Origin of the sequence: Paenisporosarcina sp. FSL H8-0542 (genome assembly GCF_038632915.1) — a bacterium.
Taxonomy (GTDB): Bacteria; Bacillota; Bacilli; order Bacillales_A; family Planococcaceae; genus Paenisporosarcina.
In genome coordinates, this window is sequence record NZ_CP152050.1 from 251,807 (window position 1) to 271,292 (window position 19,486).

The following is a 19,486-nucleotide window of genomic DNA, read 5'->3' on the forward strand; positions in this document are numbered from 1 at the left end:
AAAGGAGATACCATATGACGAATGCAATCCTGACGACGGAGAAACGTTTGCCGGTTGTTAAGAAAAAAGAAAAAGTTTATATGACTACTTTAAAAAGATTGTTCAAAAATAAGTTAGCAGTTGCAGGATTGGTCATCATCCTTTTACAAATCGGAATGGCAGTTTTTGCACCACTTATTGCGATCCATGATCCCATCAAACAAAACTTGGTGGCAAGCGAATTGCCAATGTTTTCAGATGGCCATTGGTTAGGAACTGACAACTATGGACGGGATGTGTGGGCACGAATTGTCTACGGTGCACGAATTTCCTTGCTTGTAGGAATTATGGCCGTATCACTCGGTCTGATTGGGGGGGGCACGCTTGGATTGCTCGGCGGGTACTATAAAAAATTAGATGGCGTCATCATGCGCATTGTTGATTTATTGTTCTCGTTCCCAGGGATATTGCTAGCGATGTTGATTATCGCAATTTTGGGCACGAATTTGGTCAATGTCGCCATCGCAATCAGTATTTGGTCCATTCCAACATGTGCCCGTATTGTACGAGGCTCGGTTCTTTCCATTAAACAGAAAGAATACATCATGGCGATGAAGTCATTGGGCGCATCTGATTTTCGAATTATGATCCGTCACATTTTACCGAATGCATTCGCACCGATCATTGTATTCGCGACGATGCGAATGGCTACGGCGATATTATCCACAGCTGCACTCAGTTATTTAGGACTGGGCGCTCAGCCTCCCACACCTGAGTGGGGGGCCATGATTGCACAAGGTCAAGATTATATGTGGACGTCGCCTCATTTAACGATCGTCCCAGGTGTTGCCATCATGTTGACGGTTTTTGCATTCAATGTTGTCGGTGATGGATTGCGGGATGCGTTAGATCCGAATATGGATATTCAATAAAAAGCGAAACGCGCCACTTTAGCTCGCCGCCGAAGAACCGATTCGAAAGCTTGTTTTCGCATGAGGGACTAAAGCTGAGGTGCGAACTGGCGTGTATTGCCAGACATCAATAATAATGGAGCAGGGGGAAAAAGAATGAAGAGAATAGTATGGTACTCAATCATGTTAATGGTAATGCTTGTACTTGCAGCTTGCTCGGGGGAATCCGCATCAGCACCTAAAGATTCTGATGGGAAATCAAGTGGTGGAACTGCAAGTAATGAAACATTCACATATGCATCGACTTCAGATGCTGTCGGGTTATCACCGATCTTAATGAACGACGCAGTATCCGCGAATATCACGGAGCATGTCTATGAGCAACTATTTACTCGTAACGGAGATACACAGGAATTTGAACCTTTGCTTGCTGAATCATATGAAAACCCTGATGAAAACACATGGGTCATTAAATTAAAAGAAGGCATCAAATTCCACGATGGCACACCTTTTAATGCTGAAGCAGTAAAATATACATTTGATAAACTTCGCGATCCAGCAACTGCTGCACCACGTGCATCATTATTGGAACCGGTTGATACGATTACAGTATTAGACGAACACACGGTTGAAATTAAAACAAAATATCCGTATGGACCGTTCTTAGCGGCTTTATCACATACAAATGCAGCGATTGTCAGCCCGACTGCCGACAAGAAACAAGACTTAATGAAAGATCCAGTTGGAACGGGTCCATTCAAGTTTGTTAGTTGGACACCTGGAGATAAAGTTGAATTAGAAGCAAATGAAGAATATTGGGATGGGGCACCGGAATTAAAGAAAGTAATGCTAAAAGTCGTTCCGGAAATTTCAACTGCGATTTCCATGCTACAAACAGGGGAAGTTCAATTTATCGATAATTTACCAACAGAGCAAGTGAAGCGATTGGAATCAATGGATAACATCAATATTGAAAAGAAAGATGGTACGAGTGTTTATTACTTAACGTTCAACCATTCACTTGAGAGAAACCAAGATGCTGAGTTCCGTAAAGCAGTTGCATTAGCAGTAGACCGTGATGCATTTGTTTCGAAACTGAATGGTTTAGGTGTAAGAAGTGATAGTGTTATCGGGCCGCAAGTATTCGGCTTTGATGAATCTGCAGACAAAGCGGGAACAGCGTATGATGTTGAAGCGGCAAAAGCCTTAGTTAAGAAAAATGGATACGGGGACAAACCAATAAAATTATTAACTGCTAATCGCGACAATTTCATCTTAATGGCTGAAATCGTACAAGCTCAATTAACTGAAGCAGGATTCAAAGTAGAGATTGAATCGATGGAATGGGCAACATTCTTGGATACAGCTCGCGCGGGAGACTATGACCTTACTTTCTTGAGTTGGTCAAATGTAACGGGAGATGGTTCTGAATTATTATATCCGAACTTCCATAGTGATAACGTTGGTTCATCTAACCGTTCTCAATACAGCAATCCGGAATTTGACGAACTGGTTGTTCAATCTCGTACAACGATTGACCAGGATGAGCGTTTGCAAATTCTAGATGAAGCCAATCATTTAATGATTGATGAAAATGTTGTCATCCCAATGTATCACGGGATTGTTACGGCAGCGCTGGATAAAAATTATTCTGGTCTTGAAATTGATCCAAATGGTAAGTGGTCCTTGAAAAAAGTTTCAAGAAAGTAGGGGGAAATGATATGGAGACATTACTCGAAGTGAATCACTTGGTAACCGAATTTCGCACAGCGGACGGCAACGTCCAAGCTGTGCGGGATGTCTCCTTTTCCATTGCGAAAGGGGAGACGCTTTGTATCGTTGGTGAATCAGGCTGCGGGAAAAGTATTACGTCCCTATCTGTCATTGGACTGCTTCCGAGTAATGGAAAGATCGCAGGCGGAGAAGTGAAGTACGAAGGAAAGCCGATTCATAATCTACCATACGAAGAAATGAGAAAAATGCGTGGCACGAAAATTTCAATGATTTTCCAAGAACCGATGACCGCATTGAATCCAGTATTGACGGTGGGGTACCAATTGCGTGAACCACTCATTTTGCATCATAAAGTCAGCAAAAGTGAAGCGACGAAACAAGGCATAGAGTTATTGAAGCAAGTCAGCATTCCCTATCCGGAGAAACGTATGAATCAATACCCACATGAACTGAGTGGGGGGATGAGACAACGAGTCATGATTGCCATTGCCCTCGCCTGCCATCCTGGCCTGCTCATTGCAGATGAACCAACTACTGCATTGGACGTCACCATTCAGGCTCAAATTTTGGATTTAATTAATGACCTTAAAGAAAAATTGAATATGGGCGTTATGATGATTACCCATGATATGGGCGTTGTCGCTGAAGTTGCTGACCGTGTGATGGTCATGTATGCAGGTAAAAAAGTGGAGGAAGGCACGGTCACTGAAATATTTGATCATCCAAAACATCCGTATACAATTGGCTTGCTGAATTCAGTTCCGAACATTGATGATCCTGATTTTGAGTTGGAACCGATTCCTGGGTCCCTTCCGAGTTTACAGGAACACATCCAAGGATGTCGTTTCCATCCGCGATGTAAATTTGCGACTGATAAATGCCGGGAACTGACACCACCTGAATTTAAAACGGATGAAGGACATGTCGTCAGTTGTTGGTTGCACGAAGAAGTGGAGGAGGTTAAGCATGGTCACCTTGTCGCCCAAATCTGATCCGAAAATTCTCCTTGAGTTAAGAGGCGTGAAAAAGTATTTTCCTATTAAAGGCGGTATTTTGAAACGCGTTCAAGGCCACGTGAAAGCTGTAGAAGATGTGTCACTTCAATTGTTTGAAGGGGAAAGTCTGGGAGTGGTTGGCGAATCGGGCTGTGGAAAATCAACTCTGGGTAGAGCCATTTTAGGACTGGAAGAATTGACGGAAGGAAAAATCCATTTTCGTGACGAAGAAATACAAGATTTAAAACGTAAAGAAAAATTGAAATTCGTCAAAGAAATGCAGATGATTTTCCAAGATCCATATGCGTCCCTAAATCCACGCCAACGTATCGGTCATGCATTGGAAGAAGTATTTACAATGCATACAAACATGTCTGCAAAAGAAAAACGAGCGAGTGTATTGGATTTACTACAAGAAGTCGGATTGAAAGAAGAACATTTTGAACGGTATCCGCATGAATTCAGTGGCGGACAACGGCAACGAATCGGCATTGCGCGTGCGATTGCCTTGAATCCTTCTTTTGTCATTTGTGATGAAGCGGTTTCGGCTTTGGATGTTTCAGTCCAGGCACAAGTGTTAAAATTATTGAAGTCGCTACAAGAAAAATACCAGCTGTCGTACTTATTTATTTCTCATGACCTGGGCGTTGTCCGTTATTTCTGTGATCGGGTCTTGGTTATGTATCTGGGCAACACGGTGGAGCTCGGCACGGTAAAAGATTTGTTTGCTAATCCATTGCACCCGTACACGCAGGCTCTGCTATCCGCTATTCCGAGGCCATCTGTTCAAAAAAATACTAAACGGATTCGTTTGCAGGGCGATTTGCCAAATCCGGCAAACCCTCCTAGTGGATGTCCATTTCACACACGTTGTCCGATTGCGCAGGAAGTATGCAAAGTCGACAAACCGGCTTGGCAAGAAGTAGAACCAGCTCATTTTGCTGCTTGTCATTTTTCAGGAACAAAAATTTAAACATTGAACTGACCGAACTTAAGGGGGAACATCATGGATTACTTAAACCACCCATTTGCTGCGAAGCGACATACGGTATTCGCGAAAAAAGGCATGGTCGCCACTTCACAGCCACTTGCAGCACAGGCTGGTCTTGAAATATTGCAGAAAGGCGGAAATGCAATTGATGCTGCCATTGCAACAGCTGCCGCATTAACTGTAGTAGAGCCCACTTCAAACGGTATCGGTGGCGATGCATTTGCCCTCGTATGGTCAAAGGACAAGTTGCATGGTCTGAATGCCTCCGGTCCTGCACCGCAATCGATTTCTGCTGAAGCCATCCGCGAGAAAGGGCATGAAAAAATGCCGGTCTTCGGTGTCATTCCTGTGACGGTTCCCGGGGTTCCAGCTGCGTGGGCTGAACTGTCCGCGAAATTCGGGAAACTTCCATTAAAGGACGTGCTCGTTCCGGCGATTCGATACGCAGAAGAAGGCTATCCATTGTCACCGATTCTCGGCAAGTATTGGAAAGCTGCCTATAAGAAGTACAAAGAAACGTTCACGGCCGAAGAATTTGCTGGGTGGTTCGAAACGTTTGCACCGGACGGTCGTGCGCCTGAAATCGGGGAAGTCTGGTCTTCACCAGGCCATGCAAAAACGTTGCGTGCAATTGGTGAAACGAATGCGCGTGATTTCTACGAAGGTGAAATTGCCGACAAAATCGATGCCTTCTTCAAAAAGCATGATGGATATTTAACGAAAGAAGATTTATCTACATATAAACCACAATGGGTGGAGCCTGTTTCAGCCAACTACCGCGGTTACGATGTGTGGGAAATTCCACCGAACGGGCAAGGAATGGTTGCGTTGATGGCGTTGAACGTATTCAAGCAAGTAGATTCACCTACTTGGCAGGATGCGGACACGTTCCACCGACAAATCGAAGCGATGAAGCTGGCATTTACAGATGGCCAGGCATTCATTACAGAACCTGAATCAATGTCTGTAAGTGTCGAACATCTGCTGTCAGATGAATACGCTGCAAAACGTGCTGGTGTCATTGGAGGTACTGCTACGAACCCTGAACCGTATGAATTGCCAAAAGGCGGAACGGTTTATTTAGCCGCTGCAGATGACGAAGGAAACATGATTTCTTACATTCAAAGTAACTATATGGGCTTCGGCTCGGGTATCGTGATTCCAGGCACAGGCATTGGTTTACAAAACCGAGGGCATGATTTTTCACTGGATGAAACACATCCGAACGTGCTGAAGCCAGGCAAGCGAACGTACCATACGATTATTCCTGGCTTCCTGACGAAAGATGGTCAGGCTGTCGGCCCGTTTGGTGTGATGGGTGGATACATGCAACCCCAAGGTCATTTCCAAGTGGTCACAAATACAGTTGACTTCCTATTAAATCCGCAAGCAACGTTGGATATGCCACGCTGGCAGTGGATGAAAGGGAAGACTGTCCACGTAGAACCGGAGTTTCCGAACTACTTGGTTCAGAGTTTGGTTAGAAAAGGACATGACATTCACGTAACATCCGATGGCGGCAGTTTTGGACGTGGGCAAATCATCTGGCGAAACCCTGAAACGGGTGTGCTTCAAGGTGGCACAGAATCCCGAACAGACGGAGCCATCGCGGCTTGGTAGAACGTGCTGGGGTGAAAAACGCTACGGGACGTCCACGTCGTGTTCTTTACCGCAATATCGCACTGGCTTTCTTTCGCACCGGAATGCTTGGATTTGGAGGGGGTCCTTCCTCTATTCCATTGGTCCATCAGGAAGTCGTGAAAAAATATGAATGGATGACGGATGACGAGTTCGGCGACACTTTGGCTCTTGCCAACACGTTGCCAGGTCCCATTGCGACTAAAATCGCTGGATATATTGGCTACCGGATAGCGGGTGTCTGGGGATGCTTGATTGCCCTTGCGGTATCTGTCATACCAACAGTTGTATTGATGATTGTCTTTTTAGGATTATTGCAAACATATAAAGATATTCCCTGGGTTCAACATATGTCAGCGTCCGTCGTACCGGTTGTTGCGGTCATGCTTGCCGTATTGACTTGGGATTTTGTTAAGAAATCAGGAGAAACTCTCGGTTGGATGCGCGCCATATTATTGATCGGGTTATCCGGCATTCTAATAGAAGGTTTGCAAATCCATCCGGCTATTGTCATTTTGGTTTGTATCCTTATCGTCTTTTCACCGCTCCTGAAAAGGAGGAAAAAAGCATGATTTATTGGCACTTGTTTTTAGCATTTTTCATTCCTGGTATCCTCGGTTATGGTGGAGGACCAGCTTCGATTCCATTAGTAGAGCATGAAGTGGTAGGGAATTATGAATGGTTAACCACGCAGGAATTTAGTGAAGTGGTCGCGATTGGCAATTCCTTGCCTGGTCCAATTGCTACGAAAATGGCGGGGTATATTGGGTACACGGAAGCGGGAGTACTCGGATCTATCGTCGCGATGTTCGCGAGCGTCGCACCGTCTTTACTCCTGATGATTGGTATGATGGCCCTCCTGCTTAAGTACAAAGACGAACCGGAAGTGAAAAACTTAACGAAGATTATTCGACCAGTCATCGCTGTGTTGCTAGGTTTCATGACCATCCAGTTTGCGCAGGAATCAGTTGAAGGTGTTGGTCCCGGTTATACTTTGTTTTTGATGGCGGCAAGTTTCGTACTGTTGGAAAAAGTGAAGTTACACCCCGCTTTTGTCATTGCGTTGGCATTGGTATTTGGGGCTATAACGGGTTTGTAGGAGTCGCAGAGATGCGGCTCTTTTCCATTTTCCCGATACACGTCGCATCTCTTTGTCAGCTGCGCTCACTCACATCCTCATGTACTTATGTACACTCCGGTGTTCACTCGCTTGCTTCCGCGACCTGCTCGTGTCTCGGAAAAATGGTGTGTTACACGTCGCATCTCTTTGTCAGCTGTGCTCATTCACATCCTCATGTACTTATGTACACTCCGGTGTTCGCTCGCTTGCTTCCGCGACCAGCTCGTGTCTCGGAAAAATGGTGTGTTACACTCGCATTTCTTTGTCAGCTGCGCTCACTCACATCCTCATGTACTTATGTACACTCTGGTGTTCGCTCGCTTGCTTCCTCGACCTGCTCGTGTCTCGGGAAAATGGTGTGTTACACGTCGCATTTCTTTGTCAGCTGCGCTCACTCACATCCTCATGCACTTTTAGTGCACTCCGGTGTTCATTTACTTGCTTCCTCGAACTGCTCGTGTCCCGGAAAAATGGGGAGAATTGTTATTTAAGAATGATTGAAAGGCCATCTTATAACAAGATACTTGGTGAAAAATGGTCATTGAGAATATATAAAATGTTTAATTAAACTAGGAAAAACGGATGGTAAATTTTAAAAGGCTGTTTTCTTAGACTTTCATGTTTCTTTGGAATATATTGAGGGTATGTACTGTATTGACGTATGTATGTGAATTCAGTATGATAGGTGTGCTGACGTGAATTGTAAGTCATTGACAACTGACTACTTTAACGTTACCGTGCAAAAGGAGTGAATTTACGCACGTCAAAAAAATCGGAAAACAATGATAGCGCCTGAGCTGAAGAAATCGGACGGAAATGGATCTTCAGCAGACGAGGAGGAGGAGTATCGAAGATTCGGCGGATACCTCCCGGCCGCGATGCCCGGTCGTAATTCTGATTCTTAAACCGCAGAAGTGATTTTGCGATTAAAGGAAGAAGAGGGCACACGAACAGCGTCTGCACGCTTAGCAGAACGCTTATTTTATTATGATTAAATTATTGGAGGATTTTAAATTATGTGCGGAATTGTAGGATACATCGGAGAGTTAGATTCAAAAGAAATTTTATTAAAAGGGTTGGAAAAATTGGAATACCGCGGTTACGATTCAGCTGGTATTGCCGTTCGCAATGAAGATGGTGTAACTGTATTCAAAGAAAAAGGACGCATTGCAGACTTACGTCAAGCAGTAGAAAATGATGTGCATGCAAAAACTGGTATCGGCCACACGCGTTGGGCGACTCACGGAGTTCCTAACCAATTGAATGCCCATCCACACCAAAGTGAATCAGGTCGCTATACGCTGGTTCATAACGGAGTTATCGAGAACTATCATTTGCTTCAAAAAGAATATTTACCTGGCATGGAAATGAAGTCCGACACGGATACAGAAGTCATTGTTCAGTTAATTGAGAAATTCTCTAAAGACGGCATGACTACTGGTGAAGCATTCCGCCATACACTTGGCTTGTTGCACGGATCATACGCAATCGCGCTATTGGATTCAGAAGAAGCACAAACAATTTATGTTGCGAAAAACAAGAGCCCATTATTAGTTGGTCTTGGTGACGACTTCAACGTTGTAGCGTCTGACGCAATGGCGATGTTACAAGTAACAGACCAATATGTAGAGCTTCATGATCAAGAAATGGTTATTGTGAAAAAAGAGTCTGTTGAAATTCAAAAATTAGATGGCTCGGTAGTAGAGCGTCAAGCTTATACAGCTGAACTGGATATGAGCGATATCGAAAAAGGCACATACCCACATTACATGCTGAAAGAAATTGACGAGCAACCGGCTGTTATGCGTAAAATCATCCAAGCTTACCAGAACGAACAAGGCGAGCTTGAAATTGATGAAGCAATCTTGACTGCTTTAAATGAAGCGGATCGTATGTATATTATTGCAGCAGGAACTAGCTATCATGCTGGTTTAGTAGGAAAAGAATACTTCGAGAAAATTGCGGGTATTCCAGTAGAAGTTCACATTTCAAGTGAATTCGGCTATAACATGCCGTTGCTATCTGAAAAACCATTGTTCATGTTCATCACTCAATCTGGTGAAACTGCGGATAGCCGTCAAGTATTGGTGAAAATCAAAGAATTGGGCCACCCAACGTTAACAGTAACAAACGTACAAGGTTCTACACTTTCACGTGAAGCAGATCACACATTGTTATTGCATGCAGGTCCTGAAATCGCTGTAGCGTCAACGAAGGCTTACACAGCACAAATCGCTGTACTTGCTCTTACTGCAGCAGTAGCGGCTAAAAAAGCGGGACGTACAGTAGATTTCGATTTCGTTAAAGAACTTGGTATCGTAGCTAATGCCGTTCAAGCGATGGTTGATTCAAAAGAAGAAATGGAGCAAATCGCTCGTGACTTCCTATCAACTACTCGTAACGCATTCTTCATCGGCCGAAACTTGGACTTCTGTGTCAGCATGGAAGGCGCATTAAAACTAAAAGAGATTTCATACATCCAAGCTGAAGGCTTTGCAGGTGGCGAATTGAAACACGGAACGATCGCTCTAATTGAAGATGGTACTCCGATATTCGCATTGGCGACACAAAAAGCAGTAAGCTTGAACATCCGTGGAAACGTTAAAGAAGTCGTAGCACGTGGCGCAAACCCATGTATCATTGCGATGGAAGGCATGGAAGAAGAAGGCGACACATTGGTACTGCCAAAAGTGCACCCATTGTTGACTCCACTTGTTTCGGTAATTCCTTTACAACTGATCAGCTACTACGCAGCACTTCACCGTGACTGTGACGTGGATAAACCTCGTAACTTGGCGAAGTCTGTTACGGTTGAATAGACACTAGAAAGTGAAAAGCCGAACTGTAGCTTTGTAAAAAAGATTGTTCATTTATAACAAAGTTTGATTATTTATAATAAAGATTGATCGTTTATAATAAATTTTGATAAAAAATAATATCTTCGTGTACCTATATCCGAAGGAGTTTCCACCAACATTAATGTTGGTAACTAAATTAGTTTAAAGTATAAAGAATTGTTTTGTTGGAAAATAATTAAAAGAATGTTGTTTTACTTTTCCGGGTAAAACAACATTGTTATGGTGAATAGTTTATCTTTGAAATACCAATTAACAAAAAGCTTTGGGAAAGGGTGTTATAAATTAAATAAACATTAGTGAAATACTAATGTTTATTTAATTTACCCTTTTTTAAGCTTTAAGTTGATTGGTATTTTTTGTTTTGTATATTCGGAATAATCAGGATTCGAGGTGTGGAATATAAGGAGATATGAGGATAAAACAAGTACAAAAAAATCAAATAAATAAGGGATTGAAGTCGTGATTGGTTGTAGGAAACTTTAAAGAAGGAGCTAAAATAATTCTGATAAAGAGAATGATTTAGATTTTAGAAAAAATATCATTAATTAATTTTAGGGATAGAGGTGAGGTATGTCAAAACGTAAACGTTCAACGTCCACTGAAAAAAAGATGAAAAACGGTCGCGGACAAGGATCAGGTACGGATTATAAGCCTTGGATAGTTATACAAGATCTAGCCTCACTTGGACGCTCAACGCGTTTAAAAGGTTATAAGATACCGAGACAATTCGAGTTCCTCTCAGATTTGGAAAGAAACTACTTTTACTTATTGGAATATTCAGATGGAGTAGTTGATATTCGCGAACAGTATCCTTTACTTCCTCTTGGAGAAACACTTAGTATCGCAGATGAATTAGGCTTAAAGCATCCTACTAATCCTATAACCAATGAGCTTATTGAAATAACTACGGATTTTCTTATAACGACCATAAACGATGGACAGCATAAACATGTAGCTCGCACTTTAAAATATAAGAATGACTTAATGAATGAACGTATACTCGAAAAGTTTGAAATTGAACGTGTTTATTGGGAAAGACAAAGTGTTGACTGGGGAATTGTAACAGAATTAGAGGTGCCTAAAACAATGGCTCATAATATAGCTTTTGTACATAGGTATGCGGACTTATCGATGTTGGAGGGCTTTGAGGAATGTAGCACATACGATATTGAAGATATGAGTATTTATTTTCTTCAAGTGCTATTAGCTGAGGAAAAGACTGTTAAGCAAATTGCAAAAGAGGTGGAAAAATATTTTGGAATGGTAGTTGGATGCGGTCTATCCATTTTTAAATATCTTGTAATGACTAAAGTAATTGAAATTGACTTAAGTGAAAAGCTAGATGTGACTAAAATTCTAAGCATTAAAGCAGTTCGGACAGATTTTTCTGAGAAGGTGAAAGCAATATGATTTTTAACAATCAAGTATATCAGTACACCGATAAAGAAGAAAAAAATCGTATCCGCGTAATTGAGATAGACAGTGATGTTGCATATTATGTAGAACTTCATAGTGATACGTCAATGCCAAAAAGAGTTGCTACTATGGATTTAGAATCAGAAATAGAAGGTGGAATCTTATTACCCATATCAGATCCATTTGCAAAAAGTTACACAGAAGGAGGTTTAACAGAAAAGCAAATTCAAAAACGGAATGTAGATTGGGAAATTTTATCTGAAGGCTGGGATAAATTCAAAGCAGATTTGTTAAATAAAAGGACTAGAGAAAAAGCTTTTGATAAGCTAGAGTTTCAATTTAACACTAGCAAATTAAAGATTAAACGCGTCTTCACTCGCTTCTGGCAACGTGGATTAAATAAAAATGCTTTATTACCTGACTATATGTATTCCGGTGGAAAGGGGAAAGAAAAGAGGCTAACAACGGCATCTAAAGTAGGTCGACCGAGAAAATATACATCGTTACAAAACGGTATTAATATAACTGAAGATATAAAAAAACAGTTTAACCATGTCATTAAGAAGTACTATCGAAATAAAGAACAACTATCCCTTACGGATACCTATAACTATTTATTAAGGGATTTTTATTCGGATAGTTATTATGAGGGTAGTATCTTAAAGTACAAGGTTTGGGATGCTTCAAAAATACCTACTTATTATCAGTTTTACTATTGGTTTAAAAAATTTGAAGACCCTAAACTTGATATCCAGTTAAGGCATAGTTCGAAAGAGTTTGAATTAAACGACCGTCCAATTTTATGTAACTCAACACTCGAAACCGATGGTCCCGGAACACGCTTTCAAATTGATGCAACGATTGCAGATGTGTATTTAGTTAGTTCATTTGACCGTTCTTTAATTATTGGACGTCCCATCGTTTATGGGGTGATTGATGTATATTCCCGCATGATTACAGGGATATATGTTGGGCTAGAAGGACCGTCTTGGCTTGGAGCAATGATGGCGTTAGATAACATGGTAATGAATAAAGTTGAGTTTTGTACTCGTTACGATATACCAATCGAAGAATCACAATGGCCGGCTCATCATCTACCAGAGATTATTATAGCTGATCGTGGTGAATTTGAAGGGTATTCGGTGGAGAATCTTATAAATAACTTAAATATTAAAATTGAAAATACAACTCCTTATCGTGGTGATCTAAAAGGGGTTATAGAACGATATTTCCGTACAATGAATGGCAAGATAAAACGTAAGGCTCCCGGAGCAATACAAAAAGAATATCGTGAACGAGGAGACCGTGATTATCGTCTAGATGCAAGTTTAAACTTAACTGAGTTCACAAAAATTATTATTCACCTGGTGTTACACCATAACAAGAAAATTGTTGAAAAGTATCCATTAGAAAAAGAAATGATGGTGGATAGATTAACAGCTACACCTAGCAATTTGTGGTATTGGGGTATTGAAAATAAAAAAGGTAGACTTCAAACTGTCACTGACCAGAATGTATTTAGGTTGAATTTATTACCTAAGGGAAATGCCAAAATCACTCGAGCAGGCATAAGATTCAAGGGTCTTTCTTATGGTTCTGAAAAAGCTTTGAATGAACAATGGTACCTAAAATACAGGGGAAAAAGTATCGAAATCGTCTATGATCCAAGGAATATGAATCAATTATATATTCCCCACGCAGATGGATACAATTTTGATACATGCTATTTATTAGATACGAATGATCAATTTAAGGGCACTTATTTGGAAGAAATTGAATTTTTTCAAGAATTACGTGAAGAGTTAAAAAAAGTGGAAAGCATTAAGCAGATTGAAGACACAATTAATGTAGATGCAAAAATTGAATCTATTATTAATGAAGCAGTAGCTGAAAAGAAAAGTACTGTACCCACTAACGTAAGTAGATCAGAAAAAATTAAAGATATTCGTGTTAATCGACAGGCAGAAAAAATTATGAACAGAAATCTTGAGAATTTTAATTTTGTAGATAAAAAAAATGAGCAACCGGCTCAAATAGTCGAATTCACATCAATACCCGCGAATAGTGAAGCGTTACCAAAGAAGTCGAGCTCACGTCTAATGGAAAAAATTAAGAAGAAGCGAGATGAGGAATTTGGGAAAGGTAACTAACTTTGTCCTTAAAGGGGATATTGAGGAAGCAAATTATAAAAAACAAGCTTTATCAGAGTATAACAATAATCCCTTCATCGAAGCTCTTCCACCGCTTTTCGATGAAGACGATGTGCTCGAACGATTTATGTTAACGCCACGTATTACGTTGCAAGATAAACAGAGTGAAAGGAATATTCGCTATCATGTATTAAAGCGAGTAAAGAATTTCATTCAGCCTTTAGAGATTCATTTTGAAGTAGAGCGTCGACTATCAACTTTAATTAGAAGAGGTTACTTAGCAAGAAATCCTTTAGATAAAAGCTTCTTAGAACGCATTAGAGTGTTACATCGATTGCGTGAGGATGAAGAAGAAGCTTATAAGTATATTGATGAAAGATTAAATTATATTCGTTCTACCGCAGATAGCTTATCGATTATTGGTATCTCAGGTATCGGTAAAACAACAGCAATTGAAAGATTGTTACTTATGTATCCTCAAGTAATTAAGCATGAAACGTATGAAGAACAACCTTTAAATCGTACGCAAATTGTGTGGCTTAAAATAGATTGTCCATATGATGGTAGTCTTTCAACATTGTGCAAAAGCTTTTTTAAGGCGATTGACGACTTACTGGGAACACGTTATTTAGAGAAATATGGCTATTTGAGTCGTGTTACGTCAACTATGCTTCTTCACATGACATCATTAGCAAGTATGTATGGGATTGGTGTGTTAGTGATAGATGAAATTCAGCACCTTTTGCATTCAAAAAATGACCAAGAAGAAATGTTAAACTTTATTGTTACACTATCAAATACGGTAGGGATTCCAACGGTGTTAATTGGTACATCAAAAGCACAAAAATTGTTTAAGGGTAACTTCCGTCAAGCCCGTCGTGCAGCGAGTGAAGGTTCCATTATTTGGGATCGGATGGCTGAGGATAGTGAAGAATGGGAGTTTTTCTTGGAAACATTGTGGAAGCTAGAATGTTTGAAAACACATTCAGAAATCACGGATGAGGTAAAAAAGACATTTTATGATGAATGCCAAGGAATTACTTCTGTTGCTGTATGCCTATTTATTTTAGCACAGGAACGGGCTATGTTTGATGAAGATAATGTTAGTGAAATTATTGATTCAAAAGTGCTTAAAAAGACATCTAAATTAGATATGCAAATTATCCAACCAATGATGAAAGCAATTCGTACCAATAATTTAAAGGACATGATGAAATACGAGGATATCATGATTAATTTAGATGAACTGATGATCAATCATAAGCGTGATACAGAACTCGAAGGGAAAATTCGCAAAGGATTTACTGAACGCAAAAATACACTAGATTATAAACGAAAAGACCTAATTGAAAATCTTGCTGTGGAAATCTCGGCATTAGGAATTTTCGATAGTATGAATGTAAATGATATTAAAAATCTCGTAACAAAAATTGTTGAGAATAACCCGATTGATGTAGATTTTAATTTACTAAAAACTGATGCAATTCAACAGGCTATTAAACTAAACCAGCATAAGAAAACAAAGAAAGAACCTAGAGTGAAAAAGTTGCAATTATTACCATTATTAGCACTAAGAACAAAAGCATTAGAAAAAAAGAATCACCCATATGAAGCCTTGCAAAGTAGTGGATATATTAAAAATCCATTACATGAGTTCTATAGATAATAAACTAAATTAATAAAATTTTTTTGTGAACTGATTAAACCCCTAGTTAAATCGACATTATAAAAACAATGCAAATTTAACTAGGAGGTAATTAAGATACTACCATTTTTCACAAACCCATATCCGGATGAACTGATTTATTCTGCGATTGCACGTTATCACTTTTATAGTGGGAATATTGATTTCAAAGATACCTTAGAAGAAGTGTTTCTAAGTCGATCAGTGATTCCGAGCGTGGAAATAGGAAGTCAATTTACTGCGTTAGCCCAGCAACTTGGTTCTAATTATTCTGTTGAAAGTCTAATAGCAGAACATACGATTTATCCATACTACGCATTGTTTCTTTCAAAGCAGCGACAGCAAGAAATCATGAAAGATATTAAAGGTAATGGTCAAGGACTATATACAAGACTAGGACTAGTTGCGGGGAGTATCTGTAAAAAGGATGGACTCTATTATTGTAATATATGTGCGACGAAAGATGTTGATCAATATGGAGAGCCGTATATTCATCGAGAGCATCAACTTCAAGGTATCGATTACTGTAGCCACCATGAAATTAAGTTAAGAAAGTATCCTGTTGATTTCAATATGAAAAGCAGAATAGAATTTATTCGTTTTGAAATAAAGAACATGGTTCTGTTGCCGTTACATGAAGTCGATGAATCTGCAAAGATTCAAATAACATTAGCAAAAATGGCATATCAGCTTTTACAATTACCACTTAATGGATTATCTCGAGAAGATATGGCTTTAAAATATAGAGCAGTTCTACGAGAACGAAATTTAGTCACTGCATCGAATCGTGTACGACAGAGCAATTTACATGAAATCTTTCAAGTGAAACTACCTAAAGGGTTTTTAGTGGAGTTTGAATCAGAGATTGATGAAAAGGATGAATACAATTGGTTGAAGGTGCTTACTCGTAATGTAAAGCGTCATGTACATCCGTTCCGTCACTTAATTATTCTATACTTTTTAGAAGTTGATATACAAAGTTTTATAAAGACAGATAAAGATTTAGGTGCATTTGGTAAAGGTCCATGGCCGTGTTTAAATAAGGCAGCATTACATCACAATCAGCTTACTGTTGTGAGAGTCGAAGTAACAAGAGACTTCAAAACGAAAAATCCTATTGGAACATTCGCCTGCTCCTGTGGTTTTGTTTATGCAAGAAAAGGTCCAGATAGAACAGAAGAAGATCAATTTCTTATAGGTCGTGTGAAAGTATTTGGACATGTGTGGCAAAAGAAGCTGCAAGAATTATCAAAGCAAGGCTTAAGTATTCGATCAATTGCGAGAGAACTTGATGTTGATTCTAAGACTGTGAAAAAGTATTTAGAGGAATTTAATGAAATATCAGTTAAAGAAAAATCCAATAATTTAGCCTTGTGTGATCTATACCGAATAGAGATAGTGGAAGGTATAAAGAAACATGAGGATTTAAATCGAACACAAATACGCGGGCAGTTCCCAAAGCAGTATATCTATTTATATAGAAACGATAAGAGGTGGCTATTTGAACATCTACCGGTAAAGAAAAAGCAAAATGAAACAAGGAGAATAGTTGATTGGGAAAAGCGTGATAAAGAATATCACAACAAAATTGATCAACTATATCAGGAATTAGTTCAATCCAAGAAGCCAATCCGGATTACAAAAACAATCATCGGAAAAAGACTGGGTATACTCGCCGATTTAGAACGTAATTTAGACAAACTACCCCGTACAGATAAATTACTTCAGAGCGTTGTTGAATCTGTACAAGGCTTTCGAATTCGTCGTTGTTACAAGATAATTGATAAGATGTTTGAACAAAATGAATCAGTATTACTTTGGCAAGTACAAAGAGCTGGGGGATTGAGATATTCGTCTTTTATTGAAATAAAAGGAGAGTTAGAAAGATATATTCAGAAAAAATGTTAGAAAAATATCTGTTATAGAGGAATGAATGGAAATGATTTATACCAAATAAAGTTATTTGGGGGAGATTGAGATTCTTACATTTTTCACTGATCCATATAAAGATGAATTGGTTTATTCATCAATAGCTCGTTATCATTTCTATAGTGGTAACATTAATTTAAAGGATACCTTAGAAGAATTATTTAGAAGTCGAAATGTTGGTGCGAGTGTTTTGTTTGGTAGTAGGTTTACCATATTAGCTGAACAAATAGGGAGAAATTATTCTGTCGAGAGCTTGCTTAATAATCATACAATTTACCCGTATTATGCACCATTTATTTCGGTTCAGCGTCAACAAGAAGCAATATCTAAAGTTAATGGTAAAGGTAATGGGCTATATTGGAGCCTTGGAATGGCTTCAGGTGGAATTTGCAGAAAAGACGGTCTCTATTATTGCTCATTGTGTGCAAATGAAGATATCGAAAAATATGGGGAGCCTTATATTCATCGTGAACATCAATTGCAAGGAATAGAATATTGCGGACACCATGAAACTCAAGTGAAGAAATATGCTAATGATCTAAGAACGGCTAGTACATTTGAATATATTCGGTTTAATAAAAAAATAATGGATTTATCAATTCCACAAAGAGTTGAACATAATGAATTTTCTATGGTTGAAATCAAATTAGCAAAGATGGCATATCAATTGTTACAAGTTCCTATTGATAAATTTTCTAGAGAACACATTGTACTTAAATATCGAGCTCTATTGAGAGAAAGAAATTTAATAACACTTGAAAATTATGTAAGAAAAGTGAAATTACACAGAGCTTTTTCTATTAAATTTCCAAAAGGTTTTTTAGAGAAATACGAATCGTCAATTATAAATGAAAGTAGTAATTGGCTAAATATGATAACATCCATTAAAAGTAGTAATGTTCATCCTTTCCGACATCTATTACTGATATTTTTTCTAGAATTAGACATTGATTCATTTTTAGACATTGAACCAGATCAAGGACCATATGGATTAGGTCCATGGCCGTGCCTTAATAAAGCTGCGAACCACTTCGAGCGAAATGTAGTGAATAAACTAGTTATTAAAAGTGATAGAACTGGCCAACCTGTTGGTGAATTTTCTTGTTCATGTGGATTGATTTACGTTCGAAAAGGACCTGATAAAACAGCTAACGATAAATGTCGAATAAGTTATATTAAAGTTTATGGCGAGAGTTGGCTTGCCGAGATTCATAAGTTACACAATAATGGTCTAAGTATAAATGCTGTAGCAAAACAACTAGGAGTTTCTAGAGATATTATTAGTAGACAACTAAGAGGTATCGGTAAATCAAAAGATAAAAATAAATCAGTGAGTAAAGAGGAGTTAATAAAGAAATATCGTAAAAAATTCCTTGAAGATATGAAACAATTCCCAAACTCCTACAGGACAGAGTTGGGAAGGAAATTTAATAAGATTTATAGTTTTTTATTCAAAAATGATAGAGAATGGCTTATTGGACACATTCCCAAAAAACAAAAGGTAATATCTTGTAAAAGGTTTGATTGGAAAGCCAGGGATGAGGATTATTACGAGAGAATAAAAGTTCTTCACAAAGACTTACTAGAACTAGATAAACCAGTAAGAATTACACGTACATTTATTGGCAAGAGATTGGAAATTCTAAATAGCTTAGTGAGATCGGATACGGAAATAAAACTACCACGTACAAATCAATTATTAAATGAAATAACCGAGTCTGTTCAAGATTTTCAGTATAGGAGATGTATAAAAATTTTAGATAAGTTGTTAGAAGAAGATGAACCGTTTGGAATTTGGAAAGTACAAAAAAAGGGTGGAGTACATCCACGTCATTTTATCGAAATAAAAACTAAATTAGAAGAATACTTAGAAAGGAAGAAGGGGGGAAATAATTAATGATTTACCGCCTTTTTTCAATACGTCTTTATTACTTTTCGACGCTTACGTTTCCTATTCACATGGAAGGATAATTAACAGTAGTATGAGGAATTGCTAAGCATGCAAGGTACATTAAAGATTGTTATTAAAGAGCATATATAAGTAAAAATTAGTTAACAGAAAAACCTTGTTCTATGGAATT

General features: G+C 38.9%; 13 protein-coding genes. All 13 read left to right on the forward strand.

The features are described from left to right. Window positions 1–14 precede the first annotated feature (14 nt). The 13 genes from MHH33_RS01450 to MHH33_RS01510 all read left to right on the forward strand — a co-directional run bounded on the left by MHH33_RS01450 (window position 15) and on the right by MHH33_RS01510 (window position 19,302). Window positions 15–911: an ABC transporter permease gene (locus tag MHH33_RS01450; RefSeq protein ID WP_342542710.1), complete on the forward strand. Its 897-nt coding sequence runs from the start codon at window positions 15–17 to the stop codon at window positions 909–911. Window positions 912–1,046: 135 nt separating this feature from the next. Further along, complete coding sequence (locus MHH33_RS01455; protein ID WP_342542711.1) at window positions 1,047–2,600, forward strand: glutathione ABC transporter substrate-binding protein; 1,554 nt, start codon at window positions 1,047–1,049, stop codon at window positions 2,598–2,600. An 11-nt stretch (window positions 2,601–2,611) separates the two neighbouring features. Then, window positions 2,612–3,616, forward strand: coding sequence for an ABC transporter ATP-binding protein (locus MHH33_RS01460; protein WP_342542712.1), 1,005 nt, complete (start codon window positions 2,612–2,614; stop codon window positions 3,614–3,616). Continuing rightward, the gene (locus MHH33_RS01465) at window positions 3,591–4,592 is read left to right on the forward strand and encodes a dipeptide ABC transporter ATP-binding protein (RefSeq protein ID WP_342542713.1); all 1,002 of its coding nucleotides are present in this window, start codon (window positions 3,591–3,593) and stop codon (window positions 4,590–4,592) included. Before MHH33_RS01460 ends, MHH33_RS01465 begins: the two co-directional genes overlap by 26 nt. Before the next feature lie 33 nt (window positions 4,593–4,625). Continuing rightward, window positions 4,626–6,230, forward strand: coding sequence for a gamma-glutamyltransferase family protein (locus MHH33_RS01470; RefSeq protein ID WP_342542714.1), 1,605 nt, complete (start codon window positions 4,626–4,628; stop codon window positions 6,228–6,230). Continuing rightward, entirely contained in the window at window positions 6,224–6,820 is a 597-nt protein-coding gene (locus MHH33_RS01475) for a chromate transporter (protein ID WP_342542715.1), read from the forward strand. Before MHH33_RS01470 ends, MHH33_RS01475 begins: the two co-directional genes overlap by 7 nt. After that, window positions 6,817–7,347, forward strand: coding sequence for a chromate transporter (locus tag MHH33_RS01480; protein ID WP_016429503.1), 531 nt, complete (start codon window positions 6,817–6,819; stop codon window positions 7,345–7,347). Before MHH33_RS01475 ends, MHH33_RS01480 begins: the two co-directional genes overlap by 4 nt. A gap of 1,037 nt (window positions 7,348–8,384) precedes the next feature. Further along, on the forward strand, window positions 8,385–10,187 hold the full coding sequence (glmS, locus tag MHH33_RS01485) for a glutamine--fructose-6-phosphate transaminase (isomerizing) (RefSeq protein ID WP_016429504.1): 1,803 nt from the start codon (window positions 8,385–8,387) through the stop codon (window positions 10,185–10,187). A 609-nt stretch (window positions 10,188–10,796) separates the two neighbouring features. Beyond that, window positions 10,797–11,636, forward strand: coding sequence for a TnsA endonuclease N-terminal domain-containing protein (locus MHH33_RS01490; RefSeq protein ID WP_342542716.1), 840 nt, complete (start codon window positions 10,797–10,799; stop codon window positions 11,634–11,636). Then, window positions 11,633–13,792, forward strand: a complete 2,160-nt coding sequence (locus MHH33_RS01495) for a transposase (protein ID WP_342542717.1) — start codon at window positions 11,633–11,635, stop codon at window positions 13,790–13,792. Before MHH33_RS01490 ends, MHH33_RS01495 begins: the two co-directional genes overlap by 4 nt. Beyond that, the gene (locus MHH33_RS01500; protein WP_342542718.1) at window positions 13,767–15,458 is read left to right on the forward strand and encodes an ATP-binding protein; all 1,692 of its coding nucleotides are present in this window, start codon (window positions 13,767–13,769) and stop codon (window positions 15,456–15,458) included. Before MHH33_RS01495 ends, MHH33_RS01500 begins: the two co-directional genes overlap by 26 nt. 96 nt (window positions 15,459–15,554) lie before the next feature. Continuing rightward, window positions 15,555–17,384, forward strand: a complete 1,830-nt coding sequence (locus MHH33_RS01505; protein WP_342543712.1) for a TnsD family transposase — start codon at window positions 15,555–15,557, stop codon at window positions 17,382–17,384. A gap of 55 nt (window positions 17,385–17,439) precedes the next feature. Further along, window positions 17,440–19,302, forward strand: coding sequence for a TnsD family Tn7-like transposition protein (locus tag MHH33_RS01510; RefSeq protein WP_342542719.1), 1,863 nt, complete (start codon window positions 17,440–17,442; stop codon window positions 19,300–19,302). The last annotated feature ends 184 nt before the right edge of the window (window positions 19,303–19,486 follow it).

What these genes read in the sequence shown, in the direction of transcription:
- MHH33_RS01460 (WP_342542712.1), top strand. Translation starts at nt 2,612, where the DNA reads ATGGAGACATTACTCGAAGTGAATCACTTGGTAACCGAATTTCGCACA.
- MHH33_RS01455 (WP_342542711.1), top strand. Translation starts at nt 1,047, where the DNA reads ATGAAGAGAATAGTATGGTACTCAATCATGTTAATGGTAATGCTTGTA.
- MHH33_RS01465 (WP_342542713.1), top strand. Translation starts at nt 3,591, where the DNA reads ATGGTCACCTTGTCGCCCAAATCTGATCCGAAAATTCTCCTTGAGTTA.
- MHH33_RS01500 (WP_342542718.1), top strand. Translation starts at nt 13,767, where the DNA reads ATGAGGAATTTGGGAAAGGTAACTAACTTTGTCCTTAAAGGGGATATT.
- MHH33_RS01480 (WP_016429503.1), top strand. Translation starts at nt 6,817, where the DNA reads ATGATTTATTGGCACTTGTTTTTAGCATTTTTCATTCCTGGTATCCTC.
- MHH33_RS01495 (WP_342542717.1), top strand. Translation starts at nt 11,633, where the DNA reads ATGATTTTTAACAATCAAGTATATCAGTACACCGATAAAGAAGAAAAA.
- glmS (WP_016429504.1), top strand. Translation starts at nt 8,385, where the DNA reads ATGTGCGGAATTGTAGGATACATCGGAGAGTTAGATTCAAAAGAAATT.
- MHH33_RS01470 (WP_342542714.1), top strand. Translation starts at nt 4,626, where the DNA reads ATGGATTACTTAAACCACCCATTTGCTGCGAAGCGACATACGGTATTC.
- MHH33_RS01490 (WP_342542716.1), top strand. Translation starts at nt 10,797, where the DNA reads ATGTCAAAACGTAAACGTTCAACGTCCACTGAAAAAAAGATGAAAAAC.
- MHH33_RS01450 (WP_342542710.1), top strand. Translation starts at nt 15, where the DNA reads ATGACGAATGCAATCCTGACGACGGAGAAACGTTTGCCGGTTGTTAAG.